We start from the raw sequence: 26,341 nt of genomic DNA, 5'->3' as shown, positions 1-26,341 counted from the left end.
GTCATAGAACACTTGTTTCTGTATTACTTTATTAATACGAATTCAGGGTTGACAGCAAAATATACTTTACAAACATGACAGCAACTACACTTTTCTATACTATAATTGCCATAATCATCATTAGTTTTATAGTAGATAAAGTTTTAGATGCTTTAAACGCTAAACATTTTAATGATGCTTTGCCACCAGAATTACAAGATGTTTATGATGAAACCGAATATAAAAAGTCGCAAAGCTACAAGGCTACCAAGTATAAATTTGGTTTATTAACCTCTACATTTTCAATAGTTTTAACACTTGGTTTTTTATTACTAGATGGTTTTGAATTTGTTGATAATATAGCAAGGAACTACAGTACAAACCCTATTATTATTGCTTTAATTTTCTTCGGAATTATTATGATTGCTAGCGATATTTTAACAACCCCTTTTTCATACTACAGCACCTTTGTAATTGAAGAAAAATTTGGGTTTAATAAAACCACAATAAAAACCTTCTTTTTAGATAAACTAAAAGGTTGGCTTATGATGGTTATCTTGGGCGGTGGTATTTTAGCCTTAATTATTTGGTTTTACCAAGTTACAGGCAAACACTTTTGGTTGTATGCTTGGGGGCTAATTACTGTTTTTACAGTTTTTATGAATATGTTTTACTCTAAACTAATTGTGCCTTTATTTAATAAACAAACCCCTTTAGAGGCTGGCGATTTACGAGATAAAATTTCGGCCTATGCTAAAACAGTTGGCTTTAAGTTAGATAAAATTTTTGTTATTGATGGCTCTAAACGCAGCACCAAAGCCAACGCCTATTTTTCTGGTTTTGGTAGCGAAAAACGTGTAACGCTTTTTGATACGTTAATAAACGATTTAGAGGATGAAGAAATTGTTGCTGTTTTAGCCCACGAAGTTGGACATTACAAAAAGAAACACATTATTTTTAATTTGGTGGCTTCTATTTTACTAACGGGTTTAACACTTTATATTTTATCGTTGTTTATTTCAAATCCGTTATTATCTAATGCTTTAGGTGTTGAAAAAGCTAGTTTTCATGTAGGGCTTATTGCTTTTATGTTACTCTACTCGCCTATTTCTGAAATTACTGGATTAATAATGAACATATTCTCTAGAAAATTTGAATATCAAGCCGATGATTATGCTAAAAACACTTACAAAGGTGAACCTCTAATTACCAGCCTTAAAAAACTTTCTAAAAATAGTTTGAGTAACTTAACACCTCACCCAGCTTATGTGTTTATGCATTACTCCCACCCTACACTATTACAGCGTATTAAGAATTTGAGAAAGTAATTTTATACTTCAATTTAGATTTGAACTACGTTTGATTTTGTACGAAAAATTTTCTACTTTCGTTTAACATTTGTTGTAAACAATTTACGAAAACCGAGAAACTGAAATATAAAATGGCAAAATTTTTAAACACTACAGGTGTTTCTTATCATTTAGAAGAACTAATTAGAACAACAAAAGACAGACTAATTTTAATAAGTCCATATCTGCAATTTCACAAAAGAGTAAAAGACCATTTGGAAAATCTAAACATTCAAAAAAGAGATATTCGAATAATTTACAGAGAGAATAAGTTACAAGTCGAGGAAAGTAATTGGTTGGAAAAGCAAATCGGAATTAGAACAAGTCTTTGTAATTCTCTTCACGCAAAATGTTATCTAAACGAAAACGAGGCAATCGTAACTTCAATGAATTTATATTCTTTTTCACAACAGAATAATGACGAGATGGGAATTCACGTTACGAAAGAAAAAGACGCTGATTTATACAATGACATTTATAACGAAGTTCAAAGATTATTAACGATTAGCGAAGAAATACGTGTTTCTGTAAAAAAAATTGATAAGGAAATTGAAAAGAAAACTGAAAGTACAATAAAGAAAGTTCAAGAGAATAAAGACTATTCAAAATCTAAATTATTGAGCACCAAAGAATTGTCAAAACTGACTGGGTTAAGCAGCCGGAAAGTTAATAAATGGTTTACCGACAATAAACTAATGTATAAGAAAGAGGACGATTGGATAACAACAAAGCGTGGAAAAGAAACTGGCGGAATTGAAAAAAATGGACAATATGGACAGTTTGTCGTTTGGCCAGAAGATATAGCAAAACATATAACTGAATAAAAACTGTTTACAAAAATGGTAACCATTACACAACTCAACAAGTAGCCCAAACCCTTATTTTTTGAAATTTAAACTATCATAAAATACTGATTTTTAAAAATATACAAAATTTATCAAGTATAAAAATTGAGTTGTTTATTTTGAATTTTGACCTGCGCAACAGGCACATTGACTATAAGTAGTTGCTTATTCTTCCCTACTTCTGAAAGTCCTTACGGATTTTCAGTTTAGTCTATACTTTATAAAATCAGTGCTAAACCACGCATCAAAACCATAGCCGAAACTGTTGTGCATAATTAATAACATTTTAATATTATAACATGAGTAATATAACCTTAAAATTATTATTGAGTAGTTTTTTAATAATTAGTTCTACATTTAAATCCTATACTCAAGAAAATTTAAATTCTATAAATAAGGTTAAGTATACTATCTTAGATTCAGACTCTAAGAGTTTTAGACCATTTTTTGGAACTGACTTCCGTGAAATCACGTTTAAACTAATTGAATTAAAGAATCTAGAAACAGATTCAACTATATACGGTGTCGAAGTGAATATAAATACCCGTGAAATTATACAAGCTGGCACATCAATCGCATTTGCAAATGTTAGTAATTTGTGGGGAGTATCTACAAGTACTACTTATAATAATATTGAAAAAAGTGGATATATCTTTCTAGATAAAAATGATATGAATAATATTTTAAATTTCCTTAATGAAATTATTAGGTTTTCAAATCAACCACAGGAGAAATTCACTCTTTACAAAATTTCAGTTAGAGACAAATTTCAAATTGGGATGGTATATGACCCTGAGACTAACAATAATAATAAATGGGAGTTTGTTTTCGAAGCAAATGATGCTGCATACAGAATGAAATATGATAAAGGATTTTCTCTGTTATTAAGTTTGTCAAAATTCAATAAGTTTTTAAATGAAAATTAAAAATATTAAAAACACCCAACTCCAGTTAAATTAATGTGAATTCTGTGCTTTCTCAAAGTTTTGTGTATATATTTATAAGTCTCCAAAAAAAGAAACAAAACCAAACTAAAAACTAAGACTTAGAATTTTGGCGATTTTATTCCCAAACTAAATCTAGCCAAACACATTAACCCAACCTCCCAAAAACAACACAAACACCTATTTAAAAACAAATACCAGCAAACAAGCCTGCGTTAGGGATTGCGGCATTTGTTGGAGCTCCTCCTAGAGAGCGACTGCCAAAAGCCCGACCCCTTGTGGGTAACGCCCAAAAAATTAAAAATGGTAAATATCAATTATTAATGTATCTTTGCACCCTAAAATGCCTCAGCGTGAGGCTGTGTTACTAGAAGTTTAAGGTTTAAGTATGTCGATTCGCTTCTTTATGTAACACCACATAACATAATCGAATACTTACTTAAAGTAATGAACACATTCCAAGATTTAGGTTTGCAAGACAACCTACTACAAGCTATTAACGATTTAGGTTTTACAAAACCTAGTGAAGTACAAGACAAAGCCATACCAATTTTATTAAATTCTGAAACCGATTTGGTTGCATTAGCACAAACAGGTACTGGAAAAACAGCAGCATTTGGTTTCCCTATGTTGCAAAAAATTGATGTTAATAGCCGCACTACGCAGGGTTTAATTTTATCGCCTACCAGAGAGCTTTGTTTACAAATAACCAATGAAATGAAACTTTATGGTAAATACTGTAAAGGACTAAATGTAGTGGCTATTTATGGTGGCGCAAGCATTACAGAACAGGCTAGAGAGGTAAAACGAGGCGCACAAATAATTGTAGCTACGCCAGGGCGTATGAAAGATATGATTAGTAGACGTTTGGTTGATATTTCTAAAATAGAATACAGCGTTTTAGATGAAGCCGATGAAATGCTAAACATGGGCTTTTATGAAGATATTACCAGTATTTTATCTCACACTCCAGATGATAAAAACACTTGGTTATTTTCTGCTACAATGCCCAAAGAGGTAGCTACTATTGCCAAAAAATTTATGTACAACCCACAAGAAATTACTGTGGGACATAAAAATGAAGGCAGTAAAAACGTATCGCATGAGTATTACATGGTAAACTCTAGAGACCGCTATCAGGCTCTAAAACGTTTAGCCGATGCTAATCCAGATATTTTCTCGGTAGTTTTTTGTAGAACCAAGCGAGACACCCAAAAAGTAGCCGAAAAGTTAATAGAAGATGGCTACAACGCTGGTGCTTTACACGGCGATTTAAGTCAGAACCAACGCGATTTGGTAATGAAATCGTTTAGAAATAAACAAATTCAAATGCTAGTTGCTACCGATGTTGCTGCGCGCGGTATTGATGTAGATGATATAACTCACGTAATAAACTACCAATTACCTGATGAAATTGAAACCTACACACACCGTTCTGGTAGAACAGGACGCGCCGGAAAAACCGGAGTTTCTATGGTAATTATTTCTAAAAGTGAGGTTAGAAAAATTAAAAGTATTGAACGTATTATTAAAAAGGAATTTGTAAAAAAAGATATTCCTGATGGTGCTGTAATTTGCGAAATACAATTAATGTCTCTTGCAAATAAAATTCATAATACACAGGTTAATCATGAAATTGATAAACACTTAGAAAGTATTAATGAATTATTTGAAGACACTAGTAAAGAAGAGTTAATAAAGAAATTTTTCTCTGTTGAGTTTACCCGTTTTTACAATTACTACAAAAAAGCTCAAGACCTTAATGTTTCTGCTAGTGGCAGAGAAGCAAGTGATTCAACCTCTACCCGCTACTTTATAAACGTTGGTAGAAAAGATGGCTTTGACTGGATGAGCTTAAAAGACTTTTTAAAAGAAGTTTTAGAGCTAGGAAAAGATGATGTATTTAAAGTAGAAGTTAAAGACAGTTTTTCATTTTTTAATACCGAAAATGAGCAACAACAAAAAGTTTTAGACTTTTTTACCGACTTTAAACACAACGGGCGCTTTGTAAATGTTGAAATCTCTGAAAACAGAAGCCGTAGTAGAAAACGTGATGGAAGAAGAAGCGGAGGAAGACGTGACGACAAACGTAATGGTTCTAAACGAAATGACTCTAGGCGTTCTTCTGATAAAAAATCTAAACGCTCTAACTCTGGAAACTTTGCCGCATCAAGACCCAGACGCTCTAGACGCTAATAGTTTTTAAATATATTATCTGTTTTTTTACCTAGGTTAAATTATAATTTAAATAAATTTAAGATATTTAACTTTAAAAAAGTACTGTTTAACGATACAGTTTTGTTAATTTTAAGTCAAATAATGCCACAAAACGTATCGTTACTTTTTAGTTTAGTACTTTTACATTAAAATTTAGAATTATATTTAATATTATGAAAGGTTACCTGTTAGTTATTTGTTTACTGTTTACATCTGCTATAGTTATGGCACAAGATGGTGAAATAGCTATTGGTGTTGTTTTAAATTCGGCTAACGACAAACCTTTAGAGAGTGTAAATATTGTTAACCTAAATTCTGTTAAAGGAACCACCACAAACAGTAAAGGTGAATTTAAAATTCCAGCAAAGGTTAATGATACCTTGCATTTTTCTTATTTAGGATTTAAATCTATAAAAGTACGTGTTACTAACGACTGGTTAAAGTTTGGAAGTTCTGAAATTAAATTAACTGAGTTAGCCCTTGCTTTAGAAGAAGTAGTTGTAAACCAACTTAGGCTTACTGGTTATTTAGAGGTAGATATTATGCAAGTACCAGAACCTAACAATAATTACCGTTATCAAATTTCTGGGTTACCTAGCAGTGGTTATGAAGCATCAAAACCAACTACCATTAATAAAATAATTGGATCTATTTTTAACCCTGCCGATTTCTTACACCGTATGTTTGGTAAAAAACCAAACGAGTTACGAAAACTAAAAAAGATGAAACAAGATGATGAGATTAGAAATCTTTTGGCATCTCGTTTTGACAGAGAAATGCTTACGGCGCTTTTAAAAGTTGAGAAGGTTGATTTAGACGAAATTGTAAGTCAGTGTAACTACTCTAAAGGGTTTATACAAACTGCTAACGATTTACAAATTCTTGATGCCATTAGTGAATGTTACGAAGAATACAAATTACTTAGTAGAAACAGAAAAAGACTTTAAAAATAACGCTACACGCTTCTTAATTCATCATTCTAGCTTTTTTATTTAATAATTACATTTGCTTATAAAACCGCTCAACAATTTCATCATAACTTTTAATTGTTTTAGCAATCCAGTCTAGCTTTTTTTCATGTATTTCGGTTTCACTAAGTTGCCAATTTATATTAGTTTGTCTTAACTTGGTTGTTACATGTTGCAATATAATAGCTGCTGAAACCGATATATTTAAACTCTCTGTAAAACCAAACATAGGTATTTTTAAAAAGCAGTCTGCAGATTGTAAAACTTCTTCAGATAAACCTTCGGTTTCTCTTCCAAAGAAAAAACAAGATTTTTTAGTAACATCAAAATCATGCAATTCACAATCGTTTGTATGCGGTGTAGTTGCTACTATTTGATACCCTTCTTTTTTTAAATCTGTTATACAATCTTTAACCGAATGATATCTGTTTAAATCTACCCATTTTTGAGCGCCCATGGCAATTTCTCTATCAATTCGTTTAGTATTTTGCTCTTCAACAATATTAACCTCCTGTATTCCAAATACATCACAACTTCTTATAACCGCACTAGTATTATGTAGTTGATATACATCTTCTGTAGCAACCGTGAAATGTTTGGTACGTTGAGACAATACCTTGTTAAAACGGGTTCTTCTATTTTCGGTTAAATAGCTTTCTAAATACTCTACTAATTTTATGTCAATCATTAAAATAAAATTATATTTATAGTATAAATATACAAATACATGAACAGTCTCAAATTAACCATATTTTTTGTAATTAGCCTACCCTATTTATTAGTTTCAACAGCATTTTCTCAAAACAAATACAACACCCAAAGTGCCAAACTTTCTAATAACACAATTTCTAAAATTGCTAACTCTGAAGCCAATGATGAAAAAGTACTAGCTCTGGGTAACGAGCTTCAAAATGCCATTTTTGAAAACAGTGTAGAAACCTATTTAAATCTGCTAGATTATGAATCTTTTGGAAACTTAATTACTAAAGATCTTGAAGAAGATAAAGACATAAAAGAATTTAAAACCGGATTTCTTAAAGGCTTAAAACAAGGCATGAAATCTATTCCCAATAAAATTATGGAAGAGGTAAATGGTGCTGGATACTATGATTTTGTTAATTACAGGTATGATGAAACCAACCAAACTTACTATATGCTTTTTAGACTTTATTCTTCTTTAACAGGAATAAATTACCATGATTACAGAGTATCTCGCTTAAATGGTAAGTTTATGTTTAATGATATTTACATTTACTTATCTGGTGAAGAATTAAGCAAAACTTTTAGAAGATTTTTTATATATAACCTCCCTAAAACAAGCTTATTTGATTTATTTGGCAAAGACAACACAGAGGAGTTTATAAAAATGGCCAATGCTATTAACTATCATAACCAAGGACAGTTTGAAAAAGCGCTTAATATGTTTAATAAAATAGAAGGAGATTTGCAATATGATAAGTTTCTCTTAGTTATTAAAGCTGTTTGTGCATCAAATGTTAACGAAGAAGCTTATAAAAAAGCTATGAAAACCATTGCCGACAAATATCCTGATGATTCCTCGCTGTATTTAAGCCAAATAGATTATCATTTAATGAACAAAAATTACGAAACTGCTTTATCTTTAATAACTAGGTTAGAAACAGATACTGGAGATGATTTCTTAAACCTTTTAAAAGGAAACTTAGAATTTGATAGAGCTAATTACAAAAAATCTCTAGAATATTTTAAGTATATATCTGATAACTACCCCGATTTTTTTGAAGGGCATTCATCTTATTTAACCGTTTTATCTATTGTTGGAGATTACACTAAATGTGTTAATTTTTTATCATCTCTAACAGCAGATGGTTATAGTAAAACAGACCTTATTGAATTTGTTGAAGAAACCGATGAAAACGGAGAAAACAACCTTTTAGATTTAGTGAATTCAGAAGCATATAATAAATGGAAAAAGATTTAATGAAACATATAGTAGTACTTACAGGAGCGGGTGTGAGTGCCGAAAGTGGTGTTAAAACCTTTAGAGATCATGACGGTTTATGGGAAGGACATGATGTTATGCAGGTTGCATCACCACAAGGATTTTTAGAAAATCCAGAATTGGTTTTAGATTTTTACAATAAAAGACGGCGCCAACTACTTGAAGTTGAACCTAACAGCGCTCATATTGATTTAGCTAAATTAGAAAACAAATATAAAGTATCTATAATCACCCAAAACGTAGATGACTTACATGAACGTGCTGGCAGTACTAACGTATTGCACTTACATGGCGAATTATTAAAGGTTAGAAGTACTGTTGATGAAACCGATATAAAAGAATGGAAAACCGATTTGGTTTTAGGTGATTTATGTAGCAAAGGCTACCAATTACGTCCGCATATAGTTTGGTTTGGAGAAGATGTACCCATGATTAATAAAGCCATTGAAATATGCGAAACAGCAGATATTTTAATAATAATTGGTACCTCAATGCAAGTGTATCCGGCAGCAGGTTTAATACATTATGTAACTCAAGACACCCCTATTTTTTATATAGACCCTAAACCTGCGTTGTCAAATAATCAAAATGTAACGGTTATTCCTGAAGTTGCTACAGTTGGAATAAAGCAAGTTATTAATAATTTCTTATAATACTTATTGGGTGCTATTTTTTTCTTCAATCCATTTACTCATAAATTTCACGCTATTAAGTGTATGATGCTGAAGCATTTGTCCAGTAAAGTTGTTTAACCTTCGGGCGTTTAATTCTTGGCTTATTATTTCTACTTGTTTAATAAGTTCTTTTTCAAAATAATTTTTATTAAATCTGTTATTTATAGTTTTAAATCCATTTTGCTGCTTTTCTTTCCAAAGCGTTTCATTTTGATATAATTGAACAGCTTTTTTTGCAAACGCTTCAAGATTATCTTCTATAAATCCGTTTGGTTCTATATTTCCAAACATCCCCTCTGCTCCAACCGAAGTTGTTACACAAGGCGTACCGTTTTGCATAGCATCTACCAATTTACCTTTTAAACCAGCCCCAAACCTAATAGGTGCTAAACACACTTTAGCACATTGCATAACTTGGTTAACATCATCTGCAAAACCTTTAATTAAAAAACCTTGTTTCTCATTATTTAATTGGCTTATTTTATTTGAGCAGTAAGCACCATAAATATGTAATTCTGCCTTTGGAAGTTTCTTTTTAATTAAAGGCCAAATAGTTTCTTTTAAATATAAAACTGCATTATAATTTGGTTTATGCAAAAAATTACCTATGGTTATAAAATGCTTCCGTTTATTAAACTTTGCTAAACTTTTTATTGTTTCAACAGAAATTTCACTCAACATAAATGGTAAATACATTAAAATTGATTTATCTACTTTAAAATCATTTTTAAGAATTTCCATTTCAACTTCTGAAATAATTAAACTTAAATCACATCTATAAATACTGGCTATTTCTCGCTTTGCCGTATCATTAAACAGATATTTTTTTTCAAACGAAAATTTATCTTTATAAGCTTGTTCTCTACCACGCCTTAAACAATGTAAATCTTCGGTATCTAAAATTCTAATGGCATTGGGGCATTGTTCTGCAACGCGCCACCCAAATTGTTCTTCGGTCATAAACCTATCAAACAAAACTACTTCTGGATTTAAAGCTTTAACAAAATCATCAAAACTAGAACTATTTAATTCAATAGAAACTTGCGAAACTCCAATGCTTTCAAGATTAAAAGCGTTGTCTGATTTTGCACAGGCTGAGGCAAAAGTTATTTGATATTTAGCCCGTAGGAATGCTTCAATTAATTGCATCATTCTGCTACCAGCAGCAGAACTTTTAGGCTCTGGCCATACAAAACCAATAATCAATAAGTTTTTTTGCATAGCGCTTAACCTATTCTGGTTTAGGTTTCATACTGTACATTAAGCGTACATTTTTTGCCCAATCTACCACCGATTGAATTTGAGCTTCTGTTAATTTAGCGTTGGTATGCGTCCATGTATAAGACTTTAATGGCATTTCTTTTCCTTCAACCTCTTCTATTAATTCTTCAAATTTGTGGTCTTTTCGTTTTATAGAATTACCTTCCCAATTTGAGACATTAAAATGTTTTTTTCCATCCTTAATATGATCTGCTAACCAATAATTTACTGGTGTAATATTGCTATACCATGGATACCTTGTTACATCACTATGGCAATCTAAACAAGCCTCTTTCAATATTAAACTCACCTCTTGAGGTGGTTTTGTTTCTGCTAAAAACGGTTCAATACTTGTTATATCTCCGTTATTTTTTTCTGGGCCAAAAAATTGAGCAATCACAAAAACAATTAACAATGCTAACAAGATTTTCTTTGAGGTTTTCATTCTAAAATATTTCTTATAAATTTACTTTTTAAAAGTAATAAAATTCCGTTTGACTACCACCGAACTTTACAACGAATTAAACTACGTAAATCACTCGCGTGAAAAAAGAACTTACTACGCTAATTTAGTAATAAATAACCCCACGTTAGTTTCTAAATTATTAGAAATACTTTTTAAAGTAGACGACAAAATATCACCGCGTGCCGCTTGGGTTTTTGAGTTTATGTGTTCTGATGATATTGAAGCCATTATTCCGCATTTAGATTTCTTTACCAAAAATATTCATAAAGTTCATTTAGATTCTGCCGTAAGGCCTATTGCTAAAATTTGCGAGCTTATTGCTAATGCTTATACCTGTAATGATGACAATAAAATTAAGACAGCATTAAGTACAACCCATAAAGAACGCATTATTGAAACCTGCTTTGACTATATGATTAATGATGAAAAAGTAGCTCCTAAAGCTTATAGCATGTCTACACTTTTTCTTTTTGGAAAAGAATATGACTGGATTTACCCAGAATTAATTACCATTCTAGAACGAGATTTTTCTAATCAAACCGCAGCATTTAAAGCAAGAGCAAGACATATTCTTAAAAAAATTAAAAAAGCCTAATAAAGAAGTTACCAATATTAAAAAACTTAGGGGAACAAACTTCTAGCTTCCATCTAAAAATTATATCTTTGCAACTTCTTAAAATTCACATTAAATATGTCATTATCTGTATTAAATGCCATCTCTCCAATAGATGGACGTTATAGAAGTAAAGCAGACGCTTTAGCTCCTTTTTTTTCTGAAGAAGCCTTAATAAAATATCGTGTTTTAGTTGAAATTGAATACTTTATTGCGCTTTGTGAAATACCTTTACCACAACTAGCAGATGTTGACCATGTTCTTTTTGATGAATTAAGAACTATTTATAAAGATTTTTCTTCGGAAGATGCTTTAGCTATTAAAAAAATTGAAAGTGTTACCAACCATGATGTTAAAGCGGTTGAATACTTTATAAAAGAAAAATTTGACGCCTTAGGGTTATCTCAATACAAAGAATTTATCCATTTTGGATTAACCTCACAAGACATCAACAATACGGCCATTCCTTTAAGTATTAAGGAAGCAATGAACAATGTTTATGTTCCAGAATATTTCACCGTTTTAGAAAAACTAAAGGAATTAACCAAAGAATGGGCAGAGGTTCCTATGCTAGCAAGAACACACGGTCAGCCAGCATCGCCAACCCGTTTAGGTAAAGAAATTGCGGTTTTTGTAACCCGTTTAGAAGAACAATTTAATTTATTAAACGATATACCTAGTGCTGCAAAATTTGGTGGTGCTACAGGAAATTTTAATGCTCATCATGTAGCTTACCCAGATATTGATTGGAAAGCTTTTGGAGACTCTTTTGTACAAGAAAAATTAGGGTTACACCACTCGTTTCCAACAACACAAATTGAGCATTATGACCATATGGCGGCGTTATTTGATTGTTTAAAACGTATTAACACCATCCTTATTGATTTAGATAGAGATGTGTGGACCTACGTGTCAATGGATTACTTTAAACAAAAAATAAAAAAGGGCGAAGTAGGAAGTTCTGCAATGCCACATAAAGTAAACCCTATTGATTTTGAAAACAGTGAAGGAAACTTAGGAATTGCCAACGCTATTTTTGAACACTTGTCTGCTAAACTACCTATTTCTAGATTACAACGCGATTTAACTGATAGTACCGTTTTACGTAACGTAGGTGTTCCTTTTGGACATACAATTATAGGCTTTAAATCTACTTTAAAAGGTTTAAACAAATTATTATTAAACAAAAGTAAATTTGCTGCAGACCTTGAAAATAATTGGGCTGTAGTTGCAGAGGCTATTCAAACCATTTTACGTAGAGAAGGATATCCAAACCCTTACGAGGCATTAAAAGGATTAACAAGAACAAACGAAAAAATTAATCAAGATTCTATTTCAAATTTTATTGATACTTTAGAGGTGTCTGATACAATAAAAGAGGAATTAAAACGTATTACTCCTAGTAACTATACTGGTATTTAAAAATTAATTATGTTAACCGATAAACAATCTTTATTATTCTGTGGCCTTTGGGTTGGGGGCATGTTTGTTTCTGGCATGTTAGATATTTTAGATAATTTCTTGGTATTAACTATTCTTACTATTATTTTTTTAGCCATTATTATTAACCTTATTACGGTGAAATCTTTTAAAGTTAAAGAAGAAGAAAAAAGCGAAGAAATTATAGTAGAGGAATAAAAAAAGGCTTGTCTATAATTATAGCCAAGCCTTTTTTATTAACATTTAAAATATAAAATCTACTTAAAGAAATTCATAATATCTTGCACTTGACTTTCATTAACATTTGCGTTTTGTAAACTATGCAACAAAACACCCATTTTTTCTGGACTCATGTTATTTCCTAATATTCTAACAATAGCAAACCCCATTTCTTTAGCGCTCCCAAAAACTACAATTTCATCGGCTTCTTCATCATCGCCAATATATTTTACAACTATTTTTCTACCTCTATCACTAAACTCCATTAAGTCTTGATACTTATCATCATTCAAAATGGTTTTAACCGTTGCTAACTCTTTGTTATAAGTTTCAATATTTGTATCAGATGCTTTATATCCTAAAAAATTTAGTCGTTTTACAGAGTTATAGGCTTCATGTTGCGCTTCAGTAAAATTTGTTTTATCTAGTTCTACCATAGAAATTGGTATATCTTGAGTGATAAAATTTTCAGTTTCTTGGTTATCTACGTAATAGCGCTGTAAACTAACACCATCACCGCAGCTTACTAAAAAAACTGCGGTTAAAATGGTGCTTAATAAATATTTAACTGTTCGTTGCATGATTGATGATTAGTTGTTTATTTTTTTTCTAAATGTTGTCCTGCTGGAATATTCATTTTTTCTGTTAATTTAGATATTTCATTTAAATCAATATCGCCAGTAAATGATACTACTACGGTTTCTATTTTTCGTTCTTTACCATTAATTTCAATTTTGTCATCCATTACGTTATCTATTCCATTTACAAAAATTAGAAGTTCTTTTACGTGGTCTGCATCTTTTCCTTCTTTTACATAAAATTTTACTTCACTGCCATCATCTCTAACTTCCATTAATTCTTCTAAAGAATTAGAACGAGATTTTACCCATTTAGAGATATCTGTTGAAATTGTTTTATTATCTGTGACTATGGTTTTAAAACTGGTAATACTTTTTACCATATCTATAAATGCTTTTGCTTCAGGATCACTAGTATCTACACCTACCTTAGCTATCATTTGAAACATTTTTGGTTTTATATTTACATAGGTAACATTGGGGTTATCACTATATTTTTCAAAAATGTTCTTTTGTGCCATTCCTGTTAATGGCACTAACATAATGGTCATTATAAACATTATCAATCTGTTGTTCATCTTTATTTTATTTGAATTTGTCTTCATTTTATTAATCTTTAATTGTTCTTAATTGTTAAAATGTAATTCGCATGGTATTCTTCTGTATTTAACTTGTGAAGCTTTCTACAATGCTCATTTCATTTTGTTCTTTTTTAACTGTTATTTTTTAAAAATAATACTGGTAGTATTTTCAATCTCATTTAAGTAACCTAAAGCGGCTGTTCCTTTGTCTACTTCTTTTAAATACCCAACTGCTTGCGTACCTTTGTTGAAGTGATTAGAAATCATAGCCAATTGTTTTGTTACTTCTTCTAGAGCTTGTTCTGGTTCACAATAAGTTCCTAATTCATTACAATCATCTGTAATTATTGAACTATTAAAGTAAAACCCTAACATAAGAACTGCTACAGCTGCGACAGAAATCCATTTGTAATTAAATATGCGCTTAGTTTTTAATGGAACGTCTTTGGTAAACTGCTCTTGTTTATTTGCTAAAAAATAGTTGAACATAGGCTTATACATTTCTAAATGTGGCGCTACAGTTTCTTGAGAAAAATAGTTTTTTAACTGTTGCTCTTCTTTTAGAGTGGTTTCACCGTTCTCGTATTTTTTTAGTAATTTTTCTATATTATTTAATACCATAATTATGCGTATTAGTTAATTTTTCTCTTATTGTTTTTCTTGCTCTTGATAAGGCTACACGTACTGCGGTGTTTTTCATATCAAGCATTTTTGCTATTTCATCTAAATCGTACTCCTCAATATCTCGTAATTGAATTATCATACGTTGCTGTTCTGGTAAATCTTCTATAATTTTTCCTACCCAACTTACACTATCATTTAACTCAACTTGTTTTTGTAGTGGTGTGTTTTTTTCTTCATAATTGCTATGAACAATTTTTAAGTTTTGAGCTTGTTTAGATTTTAATTTATCAAAACAAAAATTCTTAGTCATAGTCATAGAAAACGCCTCTACATTTTTATACTCTTTAATTTTGGCTTTGTTATTCCATAATTTTAACAGAACTTCTTGAGTTGCATCTTCAGCCTCTTCAGTAGATACAAGCAAACGTTTTGCTAAACGAAATACTTTATCTTTAAAAGGCATTACAATATTTAAAAACTCTGTTTGAGTCATTTTGGGTTTGGTTTGGTTGAGTTAATAGCTTTTCTGCTATTTGTTATTACGACGAACCAGAATTTATTTTGTTACAACTATATTAAAAAAAAATAATTTGGGCGTAACCCTCCCAAGTCGGGTCGGGCTTTCGGCAGTCGCTCCCTCGTGCCTCAGGGAGCTTCAACAAATGCCTCAATCCCTTACGCAGGATAATCTATTAATGTCATTCATCTATCATAAAAACTATTAACTTATACTTCTAGACTAGAATTCAACATTTAATTTTTTATTAAACAATAATGTACGTAATTTTAGGTTTTTATATCACAATAATAGCATATTTTAAAATATGAAAGATAATTCTCCCAACTTCCTTTTACTCAGTTTTTTCCTAAGTTTTTCCATAATTCTTTTTAACTGTAGTTCTACCGACAACAATGATGATATTAATGACGACGATGAAATTGAAGAACCCATTACACTAGACAATGAAGTAAACGACTTTGTTTGGTTAGGTTTAAATGAAATTTATTTATGGCAAAGTGAAGTTCCTAATTTACGGGACAATAAATTCATAGATAATGATGCATACTATACATTTTTAAATAGCTATAGCACACCAGAAAGTTTATTTGATGATTTACTTTATCAAAAGGATGTAGTTGATAAATTTAGTTTTATTGTAGATGATTATGTTGAATTAGAAAACTCTTTTAGTGGTATCTCTAAAAGCAACGGATTAGATTTTCAGCTATTAAAACTTTCTTCTTCTGATGATATTTTAGGTTATGTTAGGTATGTTGCAAATAATTCCGATGCAGCAACAAAAGATATTTCCAGAGGAGATTTTTTTCTAACCGTTGATGGAGAACAATTAACCGTAAATAACTATTATGATTTATTGTTTGGAACCAATGATACCTATACTCTAGGTATGGCAGATATAACCGATAGTTCGGTTTATTTAAACGGAAAAACTGTTTCACTTACCAAAACAGAATTTACAGAAAACCCCATTTTAATAAATAAAGTAATAGAAACAGATGGTTATAAAATTGGTTATTTAATGTACAACCAATTTATTGCCGATTTTGACGAAGAACTTAATACTGTTTTTACAAATTTTAAAGCAGAAGGTGTTACAGAACTAGTCTTAGACTTAAGATATAACCCTGGCGGTTATGTAAGTTCTGCTATTAATTTAGCTAGCATGATTACTGGACAATTTACAAACCAAGTTTTTTCTAAAGAAATTTGGAATAATAAATACCAAGCTTATTTTGAAACTTACAGTCCAGAAAGTCTTATAAATAATTTTACCGATACGTTATCAGATGAAACAAGCCCAATTTCATCATTAAACCTAAATAAAGTGTACATTTTAGCTACAAGCAGTTCTGCTTCTGCAAGTGAGCTAATAATTAATGGTTTAAGCCCTTATATAGATGTAACACATATAGGTACAACTACAACTGGAAAATACACTGCTTCTGTTACCCTATATGATTCTAGTAATTTTAGTAAGGAGAATGCTAACCCTAACCACAAATATGCTATACAACCATTAGTATACAAATCAGCTAATGCAAATGATGAATCTGACTATTATGACGGACTTACACCCGATTATACCATTACTTATGAAACCAGTTCTGGCAGTGTCTATGAAGGTGAAAATATTAATAATTTAGGTGTACTAGGTGATGTTTCAGAACCTTTTTTAGCTAAAGCCATAGAACTTATTACAGGTGCAACATCTAAATCATCTAAAAAAGATATTAAGGGAATTGACGCAAAAATATTAGCAGATTCAAAAGACTTTACTTTATTAGGAAAAAACATGTATAAAGATTTTCCTGTAAAATAACCAAAACGCTAAATGAAAATATTAAAATATAGTATACCTCTTTTTTGTTACTTATTACTTTTTACATCTTGTTTTGAAGACAATGATGATAGCGAAATTTCTGCCAGTGAAATAAATGATTTTGTATGGAAAGGCATGAATGTTTTTTATCTATACAAAGATGAAGTTCCAGATTTAGCTAACAATCGTTTTTCAAGTAATGAAGAATATACAGAGTATTTAAACGCTTATACTTCACCTGAAGAATTGTTTGAAAGTTTAATTTATGAGCGCGAAACTATTGATAGGTTTAGCTGGATTACAGATAATTACTTTGAAAATGAAGCGCTTTTAAACGGAACAACTCTTACTAATGGTATGCAGTTCACCACAATTAAACGGTCTAACACAGACCCTGTTAGATATGGTATTGTTCTGTACGTATTACCTGGTAGTAACGCAGATTTACAAGGTTTAAAAAGAGGTGATATTTTTTATGCAGTTAATGGAACCCAATTATATTACAACTCATCAATAGATAATAATTATTCGTTATTCAATGCCAATAGTTACAGTATAGATTTAGGCACCTATAACACCAACGGCACTACAGAAACAGATGATGATACGGTAACGCCTTTAGGTACAAGCATAACACTTACAAAAGAAGAATTTACAGAAAACCCCATTCATACCAGTAAAGTTTTAAATGTTGATGGACAAAAAATTGGGTATTTAATGTATACGGGGTTTAACGGAAGTTCTTCTGAACTCAACGATGTATTTTCAACTTTTAAAAGCGAAGGCATTACCAATTTAGTACTAGATTTAAGATACAACTCTGGAGGTTACAACTCTAAAGCTATTTTAATGACTAGCCTAATTACAGGACAATTTACAGGAGAAATTCTTAATAAAAGATTTTACAACAACGAATTACATACACTGTTTGAAAATGATGACCCCGAATATTTATTAGATAGATTTATTGACAATGAAGACGGTATGTCTCTAAACAGTTTAAATCTAAACAATCTATATGTTTTAACAACCTCTTGGACTGCCTCTGCTAGCGAGTTAGTCATTAACTCTTTAAGCCCCTATATTAATGTTGTTCAAATTGGCACCAATACAAGAGGTAAATACCAAGGGTCTACCACATTATATGATTCATCAGATTTTGGTAAAGAAGGCGCCAACCCAAACCACACTTACGCATTGCAACCTTTAATTTTTAAATACGCCAATGTTGATGATAATACCGATTTTTTTGATGGCTTAGAACCAAACACCTACCTAAACGAAACTAGAACCAATTTAGGTGTTTTAGGTGATGAAAACGAACCCCTTTTAGCAGAAGCCATTAGTCAAATAACAGGAAATGGCAAGCTAAGCACAAAAAGTAAAAGCCTTATACAAATTGATGATATAGAACCTATAAATTCTATTAAAGGCAAGCTTATAAATGATAAACCATTACCAAAAAACATAATAAACCAACTCATTTTTGAATAAACATAAAACTTACTTTAACTGGAGTTCTGGTAAAGACTCTGCACTTGCATTATACCACCTATTACAAAATGAAAATTATACGGTAGATGAATTAATTACTACAGTTAATAGTCATTACAATAGGGTATCTATGCACGGACTTAGAAATGAATTGTTACTAGCGCAAACAAATGCTATTGGTATTAAATCTAACTTTATAAAATTACCTGAAATGCCAGATATGGTAACCTATGAAACTATTATGAATAAAACAGTTTCTAGGTTAAAAAGTGATGGCTTTACACATACTGCCTTTGGTGATATTTTTTTAGAAGATTTAAGAACTTACCGTGAAAACCAATTAACAAAACAAGGTCTTAAAGCTGTCTTCCCTATTTGGAAACGCAATACAAAAGAACTTTTAAATGAATTTCTTAATTTAGGCTTTAAAACCATTGTAGTTTGTGCCAATTCTAAATATTTTAATGAAGATTTTGTTGGCACTGTTATCAACAAAGATTTTATTAATAACCTACCAGAAGATGTTGATCCTTGTGGTGAAAATGGCGAGTTTCATACCTTTTGCTTTGATGGCCCTATATTTAAAAACCCTATCAGTTTTGAAATAGGAGATAAAGTTTACCGTGAATACGCTAATCCTAAAACTAACAATTCTGTTTGCGAATCTGACACCTATGGCGTTTGGTATTGTGATTTAATACCAAAATAAAAGTCGCTATAACTTAAATTATAACGACTTTTAATGTTTTGTCATTCTGAATTTGTTTCAGAACCTTAATAAAATTTTAAGATTATAAATTCAAGTTTAACCCTAAACTTACATTTCTTCCTTTTGTGGTATAACCTAAAATTTCAAAATAATCTTCATTAAACAAGTTTGTTATACTTGCAAAAAGTTTCACTTTATTCTTTACTAATTTTTGACTGAAATATAAATCTATTAAAGAGAAATTATCTAAATCTACATTTTGATACGTTGAAAAATCAGTATCTGTTCGCTCTCCCACAAACTGATAATTCACAGAAGCAAATGTATTTTCACTAAAATCATAACCTAATCCTGCATTAATTTTTTGCTTTGGTATTCTTAATCGCACACCATCTTTTACTTCAGTAAAGGTATAATTTGCGTTTAACGATAAATTTTCAATTAACGCTATTTGAGTTTCAACCTCTACACCATGTACTGTAGCATCTGTTGTAGCATTTTCATAACCAGTTGTATAAATAATGGTATTGTCTTCTTTTCTATTAAAATAAAGTGCATTAACCTGTAATCCCTTTTTATTATTAAACTCTAAACCTCCTTCAATAGTAATATTTTCCTCTGGCTCTAAATCTGGATTAGCGCCATAAAACCCAAACAACTGAGATAAATTTGGTGCTATAAAAGAAGTAGCATAAGATCCAAATAACTTAGCATAACCATCATTAACATCTATTTTATATGATGGATTTAAACTGTATACAAAATGGGAACCATATTCACTATGGTTATTTAAACGTGCTCCAGCATTTAAATTAAATCCGTAATCAGACACGTAAACCACATTTATATATGGGTCTGTTGTTGTGTAATTTTTGTCTTCAGCAAAAAAACTAGTGTAATCACCATAATTTAAACCAAGAATAGTATAAAATTTATTATTGAAATTATACTTATTAAAAGCATCAACAACAAAACTTTCAGCTTCATAGGTACTACTATAATTTGAAATAGTTTCTCTATCAATTGTAGTAAAAGCAGCATTTACATTAATACTCCCATTCTCATAAGTGTATTTAGGAGACACCCCTACCCTTGTTTGTTTTGAAATATATTTATCATCTGTATCTGCAAAAGTATAGGTAGGAGCAGGATACCCATCAATATCGGTTTTAAATTTATCATGACTAGCAAAAGCCGTAACTTCAAAATTATCACTTATTTCATAGCCTAATTTTAAATTTGTATTATACCTAGAAAACACATCTTCTTCTGGGTTATCAGATTTCGCTGCCGATAAGCCATCGGCATAATTATTACCAAAACCAGCAATGTATGTAAACTTGTTTAACCTTCCGTTTACTGTAACATTATTAGTAAAATTAGAAGCATTGTAATTTTGATTGTCTTGAGTTTGATTAGTACCAACTACCGTTAAAAAACTTCCAGAAATTGTATTATCTGAGGCTTTTTTAGTAGTAATATTAATTACTGCTGTGGCTGCGGCATTTCCGTATAAAACACTTGCTGCTCCCTTAATAATTTCTATAGATTCTATAGAATTTAAGTCTAAAAATCTTAAATCAAAATCATTTGAAACTGCTGATGGATCATTAACCTGAACCCCATCAATTAATACTAAAACTTGCCTGTTACTTCCTCCTCTTATGTAACTTCCTATGTTTTGTCCAGCTGCACTTCTAGATCCGTTAATCTCAATACCACTTTTTGTATTAATTAATTCTGCAACTGTTTTGCCTTGGTTATTTTCAATTTCTTTTTTTGAAATTTTAACAACCGTTTTACCAGAGTTTTCACGTTTAAGTGCAAATCGTGAATCGGTAATAACAACTTCATCTAATTGCTCTACTTTTGCCGAATTAGCTTGTTTTTCTTGTGCTAATCCAAACATTGATATACCTAAACACAGTATACCAAAAACATTTGTTTTTTTCATTTAAAAAAATAATTTAATCGAGAATCGCATGGAAATATCATACGCAAACTTTTATCCCGAAAGTTTAACTTAATTGTTTTGAAAATGGCAGGTCTCCTGACTTGTTTTATGTTATCTTACCTTCCCAGTGTTAACCAGTGGTTTTGTAGATGATAACATCCTTTTTTTATTAAGGAGCTGAATAAATCAGCACAAACTTACAGTTGCGGGAACAGTTCTGGATTTGCACCAGATTCCCTTTTAATCTGCTTAGAAAAACTAAGCTGAACCAAATTTCGCTGCAAAAATACTTCTTTTAATTATTTCAGTGATTATAAAAATTACTTTTTCTTATTCATTTTATAAATAAGGTAAATAAAACCCACAAGAAAATGAGCTATTATAACTCCAGCTACTATATATATTGTTAAATTTGAACCGTCTCGCATGGTTTATTTTTTCCAAAAGTAGCTATCTTTAAATTGAAAAAACGTGACAATTGTCACATAACACAAATGAAATACAAACTACACATTTTACTACTTTACATTGTTTTTTTAGGCTGTAAAAGCGAGCCTAAAAAACAAACAACAGCATCTATTACCGGTACCTCTTTAAACTTAAAATATGCTACAGGTTTTTCTTGTAAAGACTATTACACTTATAAAATTATTAAAGTAAAAAAACCTTGGCCTAATTCTAAAAACACGTTTCAATATGCCTTATTAAAACCAAATTTTAACGCTGATTTTTGGAAGTTAGAAAAGTCTAAATTTAATGATATAATAAAACTTCCAATTGAAAACATTGTTGTTACTTCTACAACACATATTCCGGCTTTAGAATTATTAAATATTGAAGAATCTTTAATGGGCTTCCCTGAAACAAATTTTATTTCTTCTGAAAAAATAAGAAAACGAATTGATGAAGGTTTCATTAAAGAAATAGGTAAAAATGAAAGTTTAAATACAGAAATATTAATAGAACTTCAGCCAGATGTTATAGTTGGTTTTGGTGTTGATGGAACTAACCGCGCATTTGAGATTTTAAAAAAATCGGGGATTCCTATAATATATAATGGCGATTGGGTAGAAAGTTCGCCATTAGCAAAAGCCGAATGGATAAAATTTTTCGGGGTACTGTTTGATAAAGAAAAGGAAGCCGATTCTATTTTTAATCAAATTGAAAAAAACTACTTAAACGCTAAATCAATTGCAAAAAAAACACAAACCAAACCCACCGTTCTTAGCGGCGCTATGCATAACGATATATGGTATTTACCCAACGGAGCAAGCACAGAAGCACAATTACTAAAAGATGCCAATGTAAATTATCTTTGGGCAGATTCTAACGGTAACGGCAGCTTAAAACTTAATTTTGAATCGGTTTTTGATAGAGCTAAAAATGCAGATATTTGGTTAAGTCCTTCAAATTATAGTAGTTTGCAAGCACTTAAAAATGCAAATACGCATCATAGCATGTTTAAAGCTTATCAAAATAAATCTATCTATTCTTTTACCAATACTACAGGTAGCACTGGTGGAGTTACGTATTATGAATTAGGTTACGCAAGACCAGATTGGGTATTAAAAGACATTATTAAAATTTGTCACCCCAATGTATTAAAAGATTACAAACCACATTTTTATAAACCCTTACCTTAATTGCCAAACAGAAAAACACATAATATTTTATTTCTTGGATTAACCATTATCCTAATTATTGGGTTCTTTACCAATGTAAGTTTGGGTTCTGTTTCTATACCTACAAAAGATGTGTTTAATAGTCTTATTGGTGGTGCCACAGAACGCGAAACTTGGCAACATATCATTCTAAATTACAGACTACCTAAGGCTATTACAGCTATTTTAGTAGGTTCTGGCTTGGGTATTTCTGGTTTATTAATGCAAACCCTTTTTAGAAACCCCTTAGCTGGTCCTTTTGTTTTAGGTATTAGTTCTGGTGCTAGTCTTGGTGTAGCGTTAATTATTTTAGGCGCTGGACTCTTTGGTGGTATTTGGGCATCAGTAATCACATCAAAATGGAGTATTGTAATTGCAGCCAGTTTAGGAAGTTTTTTAGTGCTTTTAGCTGTTATGGTGGTATCTTTAAAAGTAAGAGATACCATGGCAATTTTAATTATTGGTTTAATGTTTTCTAGCATTACTGCTGCTATTGTAAGCATACTATCGTATTTTGGTTCTGCAGACCAATTACAACAATATATTTTTTGGGGCTTTGGTAGTTTAGGCAATTTAACTTGGAACGAAATTTTAATTTTCGTTATAATTTATACCATTGGCTCATACCTAAGTGTATTGGCAATAAAACCTTTAAATAGTTTACTTTTAGGTGAAAACTATGCTAAAAGTTTGGGGTTAAATATTAAAACAAACAGGCTAACCATAATTATTGCTACCAGTTTATTAGCAGGAACCATAACGGCTTTTGCTGGTCCTATTGCCTTTATTGGGTTAGCTATACCGCATATGGCAAGACAAATTTTTAATACATCAAACCATAAAATTTTGTTGCCAGCAGTATTTCTTTTTGGAGCCATTGTTATGTTAATTTGCGATAGTATAGCTCAATTACCAAGTACAGAATTCACCTTACCTATTAATGCAATTACCTCATTAGTTGGAGCTCCGGTTGTTATTTGGCTTTTAGTAAAAAAACGAAAAATGATGTTTTAATGCAAAACAAAAACCAACATATGGTTCTTAAAACTGAAAATCTTTCGGTTGGTTATGCTACAAAAAATGGGCAAACTATTGTAGCGTCTCACATTAATTTTGAATTGCACAAAGGTGAATTGGTGGGATTAATTGGTGCTAATGGTATTGGTAAATCTACGTTACTTAGAACCCTAACCCAAGTACAACCCAAATTAACCGGAAGCATTGCCATAAATGGGAAACGGTTACAAAGCTATTCTAATTTAGAATTAGCAAAAGTGCTTAGTATAGTGCTTACAGAACCTTTGGCTTCAAAAAATTTAACAGTTTTTGAACTTGTTGCTTTGGGTAGACAACCTTATACTAATTGGGTTGGGAATTTATCCACTAAAGATATTTCCATAATTGAAAACGCCTTAGAACAAACCAATATCTCTAACCTAAAAAACAAAAAGTGCTTTGAACTAAGCGATGGCCAATTGCAAAAAGTAATGATAACCCGTGCCTTGGCTCAAGATACAGACATCATTATTTTAGATGAACCTACCACGCATTTAGATATGTATCATAAAGCTTATGTTTTAAAGCTTTTACAAAGATTAGTTAAAAAAACTAACAAAACCATTTTATTTTCATCTCACGAAATAGATTTAGCTATTCAACTGTGTAATAAGTTGGTAGTAATGACTGAAAGTGAAGTTGTTTGCGACCAACCCTGTAACCTCATTTCAAAAGGTACATTTAACAGTTTATTTCCTGAAGATTTAATTGCATTCGATAAAAACACAGGTAGTTTTAGGGTGAAAAAATAATGTGGAAAACTTCCAGAATCCTACTTTCATCATCTGCCTAAAAAAATTATCTTTGGTTAAACTAGTATTTTAAAATGAACAACAATCTAACGCTTATTTTAGTTATTATTATTTCTGGTGGTATTGGCGCCTACTTAGGGATGCTATTTACAAAATTAAAAAGTAAAACCGATAAAAGCACACTAGAAGAACGTAACAACAATTTACAGCAACAAATAGCAGAGCTTAAAACATTTCACAATTCTGAAAACGAAAAACAGAATGAACTATTTAACCGCCAAATAAACGAGTTAAAAGAAGCAATTACTAAAATTGAAAATGAACGTGAAGAAATTAGAAGAGAAAAAGAGCTTTTAAATGCAGAATTAACTAAAAAGAATACAGAGTTTGAAAACCTTCAGCATAAAAATAATGAGCAAAAAGAAGAGGTTGAAAAACTACAAGAAAAATTCACTAAAGAATTTGAAAACTTAGCCAATAAAATACTAGAAGAAAAATCTAATAAATTCACAGAGCAGAATAAAGAAAACATCAAAAACATTTTAAATCCGCTTCAAGAAAAAATTCAAGGTTTTGAGAAAAAGGTAGAAGAAACACAGTTTAAAAGTGTAAAAATGCACTCTGCTCTAGAAGAACAATTAAAAGGTTTAAAAGACCTTAACCAACAAATGACCAAGGAAGCCACTAACTTAACCCGTGCCTTAAAAGGCGATAGCAAAATGCAAGGTAATTGGGGCGAATTAGTGTTAGAGCGCGTGTTAGAAAAATCGGGCTTAGAAAAAGACCGTGAATATTTTGTTCAACAAAGTTTTACCCGCGATGATAATTCTCGTGTAATGCCCGATGTGGTATTACATTTACCCGACGGTAAAAAAATGATTATCGACTCAAAAGTATCTCTTACCGATTACGAACGTTTAGTAAATGCCGATGAAGACGATAAACCACAATTTTTAAAGGCACATGTTAACTCCGTAAAAAGACATGTAGAGCAACTTTCAAGTAAAAACTACCAAGATTTATATGACATTGAATCGCCTGATTTTGTTTTAATGTTTATACCTATTGAACCCGCTTTTGCTGTGGTTGTAAATGAAGATAACAGTATTTACAATAAAGCTTTTGAAATGAATATTGTTATTGTTACACCTTCTACCCTTTTGGCCACACTACGTACCATTGACACCATGTGGAACAATGAAAAGCAACAACGTAATGCTATTGAAATTGCAAGACAAGCAGGTGCTTTATACGATAAATTTGAAGGCTTAGTTAAAGACCTCACTGGCGTTGGAAAAAAAATAGATGCGGCTAAATCAGACTATTCTGCCGCCATGAATAAGCTGGTTGACGGACGTGGAAACCTTATCATCAGTGTAGAAAAACTTAAAAAAATGGGTGCCAAAGCCAAAAAATCACTCCCCGAAGCTATTATAAAACGTGCTGAAGAAGATTTATAATATTGTTCTTTGATGTGATATTTACACTTATCACATAAAAACATGATACTCTTGCTTATCACGTAAATATATGATATATTTGATTATTCCCTTTTAAAGGAATATATATATTTATTCCTTATTTAAAGCATATACACAAATATTCTTTAGATAAGGAATATTAAAATTAATTAAA

At 31.0% G+C, this 26,341-nt stretch carries 25 protein-coding genes and 1 riboswitch; of the genes, 17 read left to right on the top strand and 8 right to left on the bottom strand.

Going from position 1 to position 26,341, the window contains the following annotated elements:
* The first annotated feature begins 74 nt into the window (after positions 1–74).
* From BWZ22_RS11305 to BWZ22_RS11285, 5 genes are all read left to right on the top strand, one after another.
* Positions 75–1,307, top strand: coding sequence for a M48 family metallopeptidase (locus BWZ22_RS11305; RefSeq protein WP_076700089.1), 1,233 nt, complete (start codon positions 75–77; stop codon positions 1,305–1,307).
* Between the two features lie 113 nt (positions 1,308–1,420).
* Complete coding sequence (locus tag BWZ22_RS11300; RefSeq protein WP_076700087.1) at positions 1,421–2,152, top strand: phospholipase D family protein; 732 nt, start codon at positions 1,421–1,423, stop codon at positions 2,150–2,152.
* A 320-nt stretch (positions 2,153–2,472) separates the two neighbouring features.
* On the top strand, positions 2,473–3,099 hold the full coding sequence (locus BWZ22_RS11295) for a hypothetical protein (RefSeq protein ID WP_076700086.1): 627 nt from the start codon (positions 2,473–2,475) through the stop codon (positions 3,097–3,099).
* 465 nt (positions 3,100–3,564) lie between these two features.
* Positions 3,565–5,313 (top strand): DEAD/DEAH box helicase, encoded by a 1,749-nt coding sequence (locus BWZ22_RS11290; protein WP_076700084.1) that lies wholly within the window; start codon positions 3,565–3,567, stop codon positions 5,311–5,313.
* Between the two features lie 194 nt (positions 5,314–5,507).
* A complete protein-coding gene (locus BWZ22_RS11285) occupies positions 5,508–6,281 on the top strand; it encodes a carboxypeptidase-like regulatory domain-containing protein (protein WP_076700083.1) in 774 nt (257 codons plus the stop codon).
* Positions 6,282–6,333: 52 nt separating this feature from the next.
* Here the strand turns inward: BWZ22_RS11285 and BWZ22_RS11280 are convergent, their stop codons facing one another.
* Positions 6,334–6,990: an RNA methyltransferase gene (locus tag BWZ22_RS11280; RefSeq protein WP_076700081.1), complete on the bottom strand. Its 657-nt coding sequence runs from the start codon at positions 6,988–6,990 to the stop codon at positions 6,334–6,336.
* A gap of 39 nt (positions 6,991–7,029) precedes the next feature.
* Here BWZ22_RS11280 and BWZ22_RS11275 point away from each other — a divergent pair, with 39 nt between their 5' ends.
* Together BWZ22_RS11275 and BWZ22_RS11270 are read left to right on the top strand one after the other, a co-directional pair.
* On the top strand, positions 7,030–8,262 hold the full coding sequence (locus BWZ22_RS11275) for a M48 family metallopeptidase (protein ID WP_076700080.1): 1,233 nt from the start codon (positions 7,030–7,032) through the stop codon (positions 8,260–8,262).
* Positions 8,262–8,936, top strand: a complete 675-nt coding sequence (locus BWZ22_RS11270) for an NAD-dependent deacylase (protein ID WP_076702468.1) — start codon at positions 8,262–8,264, stop codon at positions 8,934–8,936. The genes BWZ22_RS11275 and BWZ22_RS11270 overlap by 1 nt, the downstream gene beginning before the upstream one ends.
* 3 nt (positions 8,937–8,939) lie before the next feature.
* Here the strand turns inward: BWZ22_RS11270 and BWZ22_RS11265 are convergent, their stop codons facing one another.
* Both BWZ22_RS11265 and BWZ22_RS11260 read right to left on the bottom strand, forming a co-directional pair.
* Positions 8,940–10,178 carry a glycosyltransferase gene (locus BWZ22_RS11265; RefSeq protein ID WP_076700078.1) on the bottom strand — a complete coding sequence of 413 codons (1,239 nt, stop codon included), beginning with the start codon at positions 10,176–10,178 and terminating at the stop codon, positions 8,940–8,942.
* 10 nt (positions 10,179–10,188) lie between these two features.
* On the bottom strand, positions 10,189–10,662 hold the full coding sequence (locus tag BWZ22_RS11260; protein ID WP_076700077.1) for a heme-binding domain-containing protein: 474 nt from the start codon (positions 10,660–10,662) through the stop codon (positions 10,189–10,191).
* A gap of 49 nt (positions 10,663–10,711) precedes the next feature.
* On the opposite strand from BWZ22_RS11260, the gene BWZ22_RS11255 reads away from it, so the two are divergent.
* The 3 genes from BWZ22_RS11255 to BWZ22_RS11245 all read left to right on the top strand — a co-directional run bounded on the left by BWZ22_RS11255 (position 10,712) and on the right by BWZ22_RS11245 (position 12,934).
* Positions 10,712–11,278 (top strand): adenylosuccinate lyase, encoded by a 567-nt coding sequence (locus BWZ22_RS11255; protein ID WP_076700075.1) that lies wholly within the window; start codon positions 10,712–10,714, stop codon positions 11,276–11,278.
* A 96-nt stretch (positions 11,279–11,374) separates the two neighbouring features.
* Positions 11,375–12,718 carry an adenylosuccinate lyase gene (purB, locus tag BWZ22_RS11250; protein ID WP_076700074.1) on the top strand — a complete coding sequence of 448 codons (1,344 nt, stop codon included), beginning with the start codon at positions 11,375–11,377 and terminating at the stop codon, positions 12,716–12,718.
* A gap of 9 nt (positions 12,719–12,727) precedes the next feature.
* Positions 12,728–12,934: a hypothetical protein gene (locus tag BWZ22_RS11245; protein WP_076700072.1), complete on the top strand. Its 207-nt coding sequence runs from the start codon at positions 12,728–12,730 to the stop codon at positions 12,932–12,934.
* Positions 12,935–12,993: 59 nt separating this feature from the next.
* Here the strand turns inward: BWZ22_RS11245 and BWZ22_RS11240 are convergent, their stop codons facing one another.
* The 4 genes from BWZ22_RS11240 to BWZ22_RS11225 all read right to left on the bottom strand — a co-directional run bounded on the left by BWZ22_RS11240 (position 12,994) and on the right by BWZ22_RS11225 (position 15,231).
* Positions 12,994–13,536 (bottom strand): DUF4252 domain-containing protein, encoded by a 543-nt coding sequence (locus tag BWZ22_RS11240; RefSeq protein WP_076700071.1) that lies wholly within the window; start codon positions 13,534–13,536, stop codon positions 12,994–12,996.
* Between the two features lie 17 nt (positions 13,537–13,553).
* A complete protein-coding gene (locus tag BWZ22_RS11235) occupies positions 13,554–14,138 on the bottom strand; it encodes a DUF4252 domain-containing protein (protein ID WP_232225144.1) in 585 nt (194 codons plus the stop codon).
* Positions 14,139–14,252: 114 nt separating this feature from the next.
* Entirely contained in the window at positions 14,253–14,735 is a 483-nt protein-coding gene (locus BWZ22_RS11230; RefSeq protein WP_076700068.1) for a hypothetical protein, read from the bottom strand.
* A complete protein-coding gene (locus BWZ22_RS11225; protein ID WP_076700066.1) occupies positions 14,722–15,231 on the bottom strand; it encodes an RNA polymerase sigma factor in 510 nt (169 codons plus the stop codon). Before BWZ22_RS11225 ends, BWZ22_RS11230 begins: the two co-directional genes overlap by 14 nt.
* Before the next feature lie 331 nt (positions 15,232–15,562).
* On the opposite strand from BWZ22_RS11225, the gene BWZ22_RS11220 reads away from it, so the two are divergent.
* Genes BWZ22_RS11220 through BWZ22_RS11210 form a run of 3 tightly spaced genes read left to right on the top strand, consistent with a single transcriptional unit; the run spans position 15,563 to position 19,283 of the window.
* Positions 15,563–17,080 carry a S41 family peptidase gene (locus BWZ22_RS11220; RefSeq protein WP_076700065.1) on the top strand — a complete coding sequence of 506 codons (1,518 nt, stop codon included), beginning with the start codon at positions 15,563–15,565 and terminating at the stop codon, positions 17,078–17,080.
* Between the two features lie 12 nt (positions 17,081–17,092).
* Positions 17,093–18,574, top strand: a complete 1,482-nt coding sequence (locus BWZ22_RS11215) for a S41 family peptidase (RefSeq protein WP_076700063.1) — start codon at positions 17,093–17,095, stop codon at positions 18,572–18,574.
* Positions 18,567–19,283 carry an ATP-binding protein gene (locus tag BWZ22_RS11210; RefSeq protein ID WP_076700062.1) on the top strand — a complete coding sequence of 239 codons (717 nt, stop codon included), beginning with the start codon at positions 18,567–18,569 and terminating at the stop codon, positions 19,281–19,283. The genes BWZ22_RS11215 and BWZ22_RS11210 overlap by 8 nt, the downstream gene beginning before the upstream one ends.
* 82 nt (positions 19,284–19,365) lie before the next feature.
* Here BWZ22_RS11210 and BWZ22_RS11205 read toward each other — a convergent pair whose 3' ends face one another.
* Positions 19,366–21,237 (bottom strand): TonB-dependent siderophore receptor, encoded by a 1,872-nt coding sequence (locus BWZ22_RS11205; protein ID WP_076700060.1) that lies wholly within the window; start codon positions 21,235–21,237, stop codon positions 19,366–19,368.
* A 68-nt stretch (positions 21,238–21,305) separates the two neighbouring features.
* Positions 21,306–21,525, bottom strand: a riboswitch (cobalamin riboswitch).
* Between the two features lie 206 nt (positions 21,526–21,731).
* On the opposite strand from BWZ22_RS11205, the gene BWZ22_RS11200 reads away from it, so the two are divergent.
* From BWZ22_RS11200 to rmuC, 4 genes are all read left to right on the top strand, one after another.
* A complete protein-coding gene (locus BWZ22_RS11200) occupies positions 21,732–22,880 on the top strand; it encodes an ABC transporter substrate-binding protein (protein ID WP_076700059.1) in 1,149 nt (382 codons plus the stop codon).
* Positions 22,881–23,912: an iron ABC transporter permease gene (locus tag BWZ22_RS11195; protein WP_076700057.1), complete on the top strand. Its 1,032-nt coding sequence runs from the start codon at positions 22,881–22,883 to the stop codon at positions 23,910–23,912.
* On the top strand, positions 23,912–24,706 hold the full coding sequence (locus tag BWZ22_RS11190) for an ABC transporter ATP-binding protein (RefSeq protein ID WP_076702465.1): 795 nt from the start codon (positions 23,912–23,914) through the stop codon (positions 24,704–24,706). The genes BWZ22_RS11195 and BWZ22_RS11190 overlap by 1 nt, the downstream gene beginning before the upstream one ends.
* Before the next feature lie 74 nt (positions 24,707–24,780).
* The gene (rmuC, locus tag BWZ22_RS11185) at positions 24,781–26,166 is read left to right on the top strand and encodes a DNA recombination protein RmuC (RefSeq protein ID WP_076700056.1); all 1,386 of its coding nucleotides are present in this window, start codon (positions 24,781–24,783) and stop codon (positions 26,164–26,166) included.
* Positions 26,167–26,341 lie beyond the last annotated feature (175 nt).

The sequence above is a fragment of the Seonamhaeicola sp. S2-3 genome (assembly GCF_001971785.1).
Taxonomy (GTDB): Bacteria; Bacteroidota; Bacteroidia; order Flavobacteriales; family Flavobacteriaceae; genus Seonamhaeicola.
The sequence above is the reverse complement of the archived record's forward strand: the minus strand, read 5'-3'. Positions and strand labels throughout refer to the sequence as shown.

Excerpts from the sequence above, each read along its gene's own strand:
- BWZ22_RS11280 (WP_076700081.1), bottom strand. The coding sequence starts at position 6,990 with ATGATTGACATAAAATTAGTAGAGTATTTAGAAAGCTATTTAACCGAA.
- BWZ22_RS11215 (WP_076700063.1), top strand. The coding sequence starts at position 17,093 with ATGAAAATATTAAAATATAGTATACCTCTTTTTTGTTACTTATTACTT.
- BWZ22_RS11295 (WP_076700086.1), top strand. The coding sequence starts at position 2,473 with ATGAGTAATATAACCTTAAAATTATTATTGAGTAGTTTTTTAATAATT.
- BWZ22_RS11270 (WP_076702468.1), top strand. The coding sequence starts at position 8,262 with ATGAAACATATAGTAGTACTTACAGGAGCGGGTGTGAGTGCCGAAAGT.
- BWZ22_RS11235 (WP_232225144.1), bottom strand. The coding sequence starts at position 14,138 with ATGAAGACAAATTCAAATAAAATAAAGATGAACAACAGATTGATAATG.
- BWZ22_RS11240 (WP_076700071.1), bottom strand. The coding sequence starts at position 13,536 with ATGCAACGAACAGTTAAATATTTATTAAGCACCATTTTAACCGCAGTT.
- BWZ22_RS11200 (WP_076700059.1), top strand. The coding sequence starts at position 21,732 with ATGAAATACAAACTACACATTTTACTACTTTACATTGTTTTTTTAGGC.
- BWZ22_RS11265 (WP_076700078.1), bottom strand. The coding sequence starts at position 10,178 with ATGCAAAAAAACTTATTGATTATTGGTTTTGTATGGCCAGAGCCTAAA.
- BWZ22_RS11275 (WP_076700080.1), top strand. The coding sequence starts at position 7,030 with ATGAACAGTCTCAAATTAACCATATTTTTTGTAATTAGCCTACCCTAT.
- BWZ22_RS11220 (WP_076700065.1), top strand. The coding sequence starts at position 15,563 with ATGAAAGATAATTCTCCCAACTTCCTTTTACTCAGTTTTTTCCTAAGT.
- purB (WP_076700074.1), top strand. The coding sequence starts at position 11,375 with ATGTCATTATCTGTATTAAATGCCATCTCTCCAATAGATGGACGTTAT.
- BWZ22_RS11225 (WP_076700066.1), bottom strand. The coding sequence starts at position 15,231 with ATGACTCAAACAGAGTTTTTAAATATTGTAATGCCTTTTAAAGATAAA.
- BWZ22_RS11245 (WP_076700072.1), top strand. The coding sequence starts at position 12,728 with ATGTTAACCGATAAACAATCTTTATTATTCTGTGGCCTTTGGGTTGGG.
- BWZ22_RS11300 (WP_076700087.1), top strand. The coding sequence starts at position 1,421 with ATGGCAAAATTTTTAAACACTACAGGTGTTTCTTATCATTTAGAAGAA.
- rmuC (WP_076700056.1), top strand. The coding sequence starts at position 24,781 with ATGAACAACAATCTAACGCTTATTTTAGTTATTATTATTTCTGGTGGT.
- BWZ22_RS11290 (WP_076700084.1), top strand. The coding sequence starts at position 3,565 with ATGAACACATTCCAAGATTTAGGTTTGCAAGACAACCTACTACAAGCT.
- BWZ22_RS11230 (WP_076700068.1), bottom strand. The coding sequence starts at position 14,735 with ATGGTATTAAATAATATAGAAAAATTACTAAAAAAATACGAGAACGGT.
- BWZ22_RS11305 (WP_076700089.1), top strand. The coding sequence starts at position 75 with ATGACAGCAACTACACTTTTCTATACTATAATTGCCATAATCATCATT.
- BWZ22_RS11190 (WP_076702465.1), top strand. The coding sequence starts at position 23,912 with ATGCAAAACAAAAACCAACATATGGTTCTTAAAACTGAAAATCTTTCG.
- BWZ22_RS11205 (WP_076700060.1), bottom strand. The coding sequence starts at position 21,237 with ATGAAAAAAACAAATGTTTTTGGTATACTGTGTTTAGGTATATCAATG.
- BWZ22_RS11285 (WP_076700083.1), top strand. The coding sequence starts at position 5,508 with ATGAAAGGTTACCTGTTAGTTATTTGTTTACTGTTTACATCTGCTATA.
- BWZ22_RS11260 (WP_076700077.1), bottom strand. The coding sequence starts at position 10,662 with ATGAAAACCTCAAAGAAAATCTTGTTAGCATTGTTAATTGTTTTTGTG.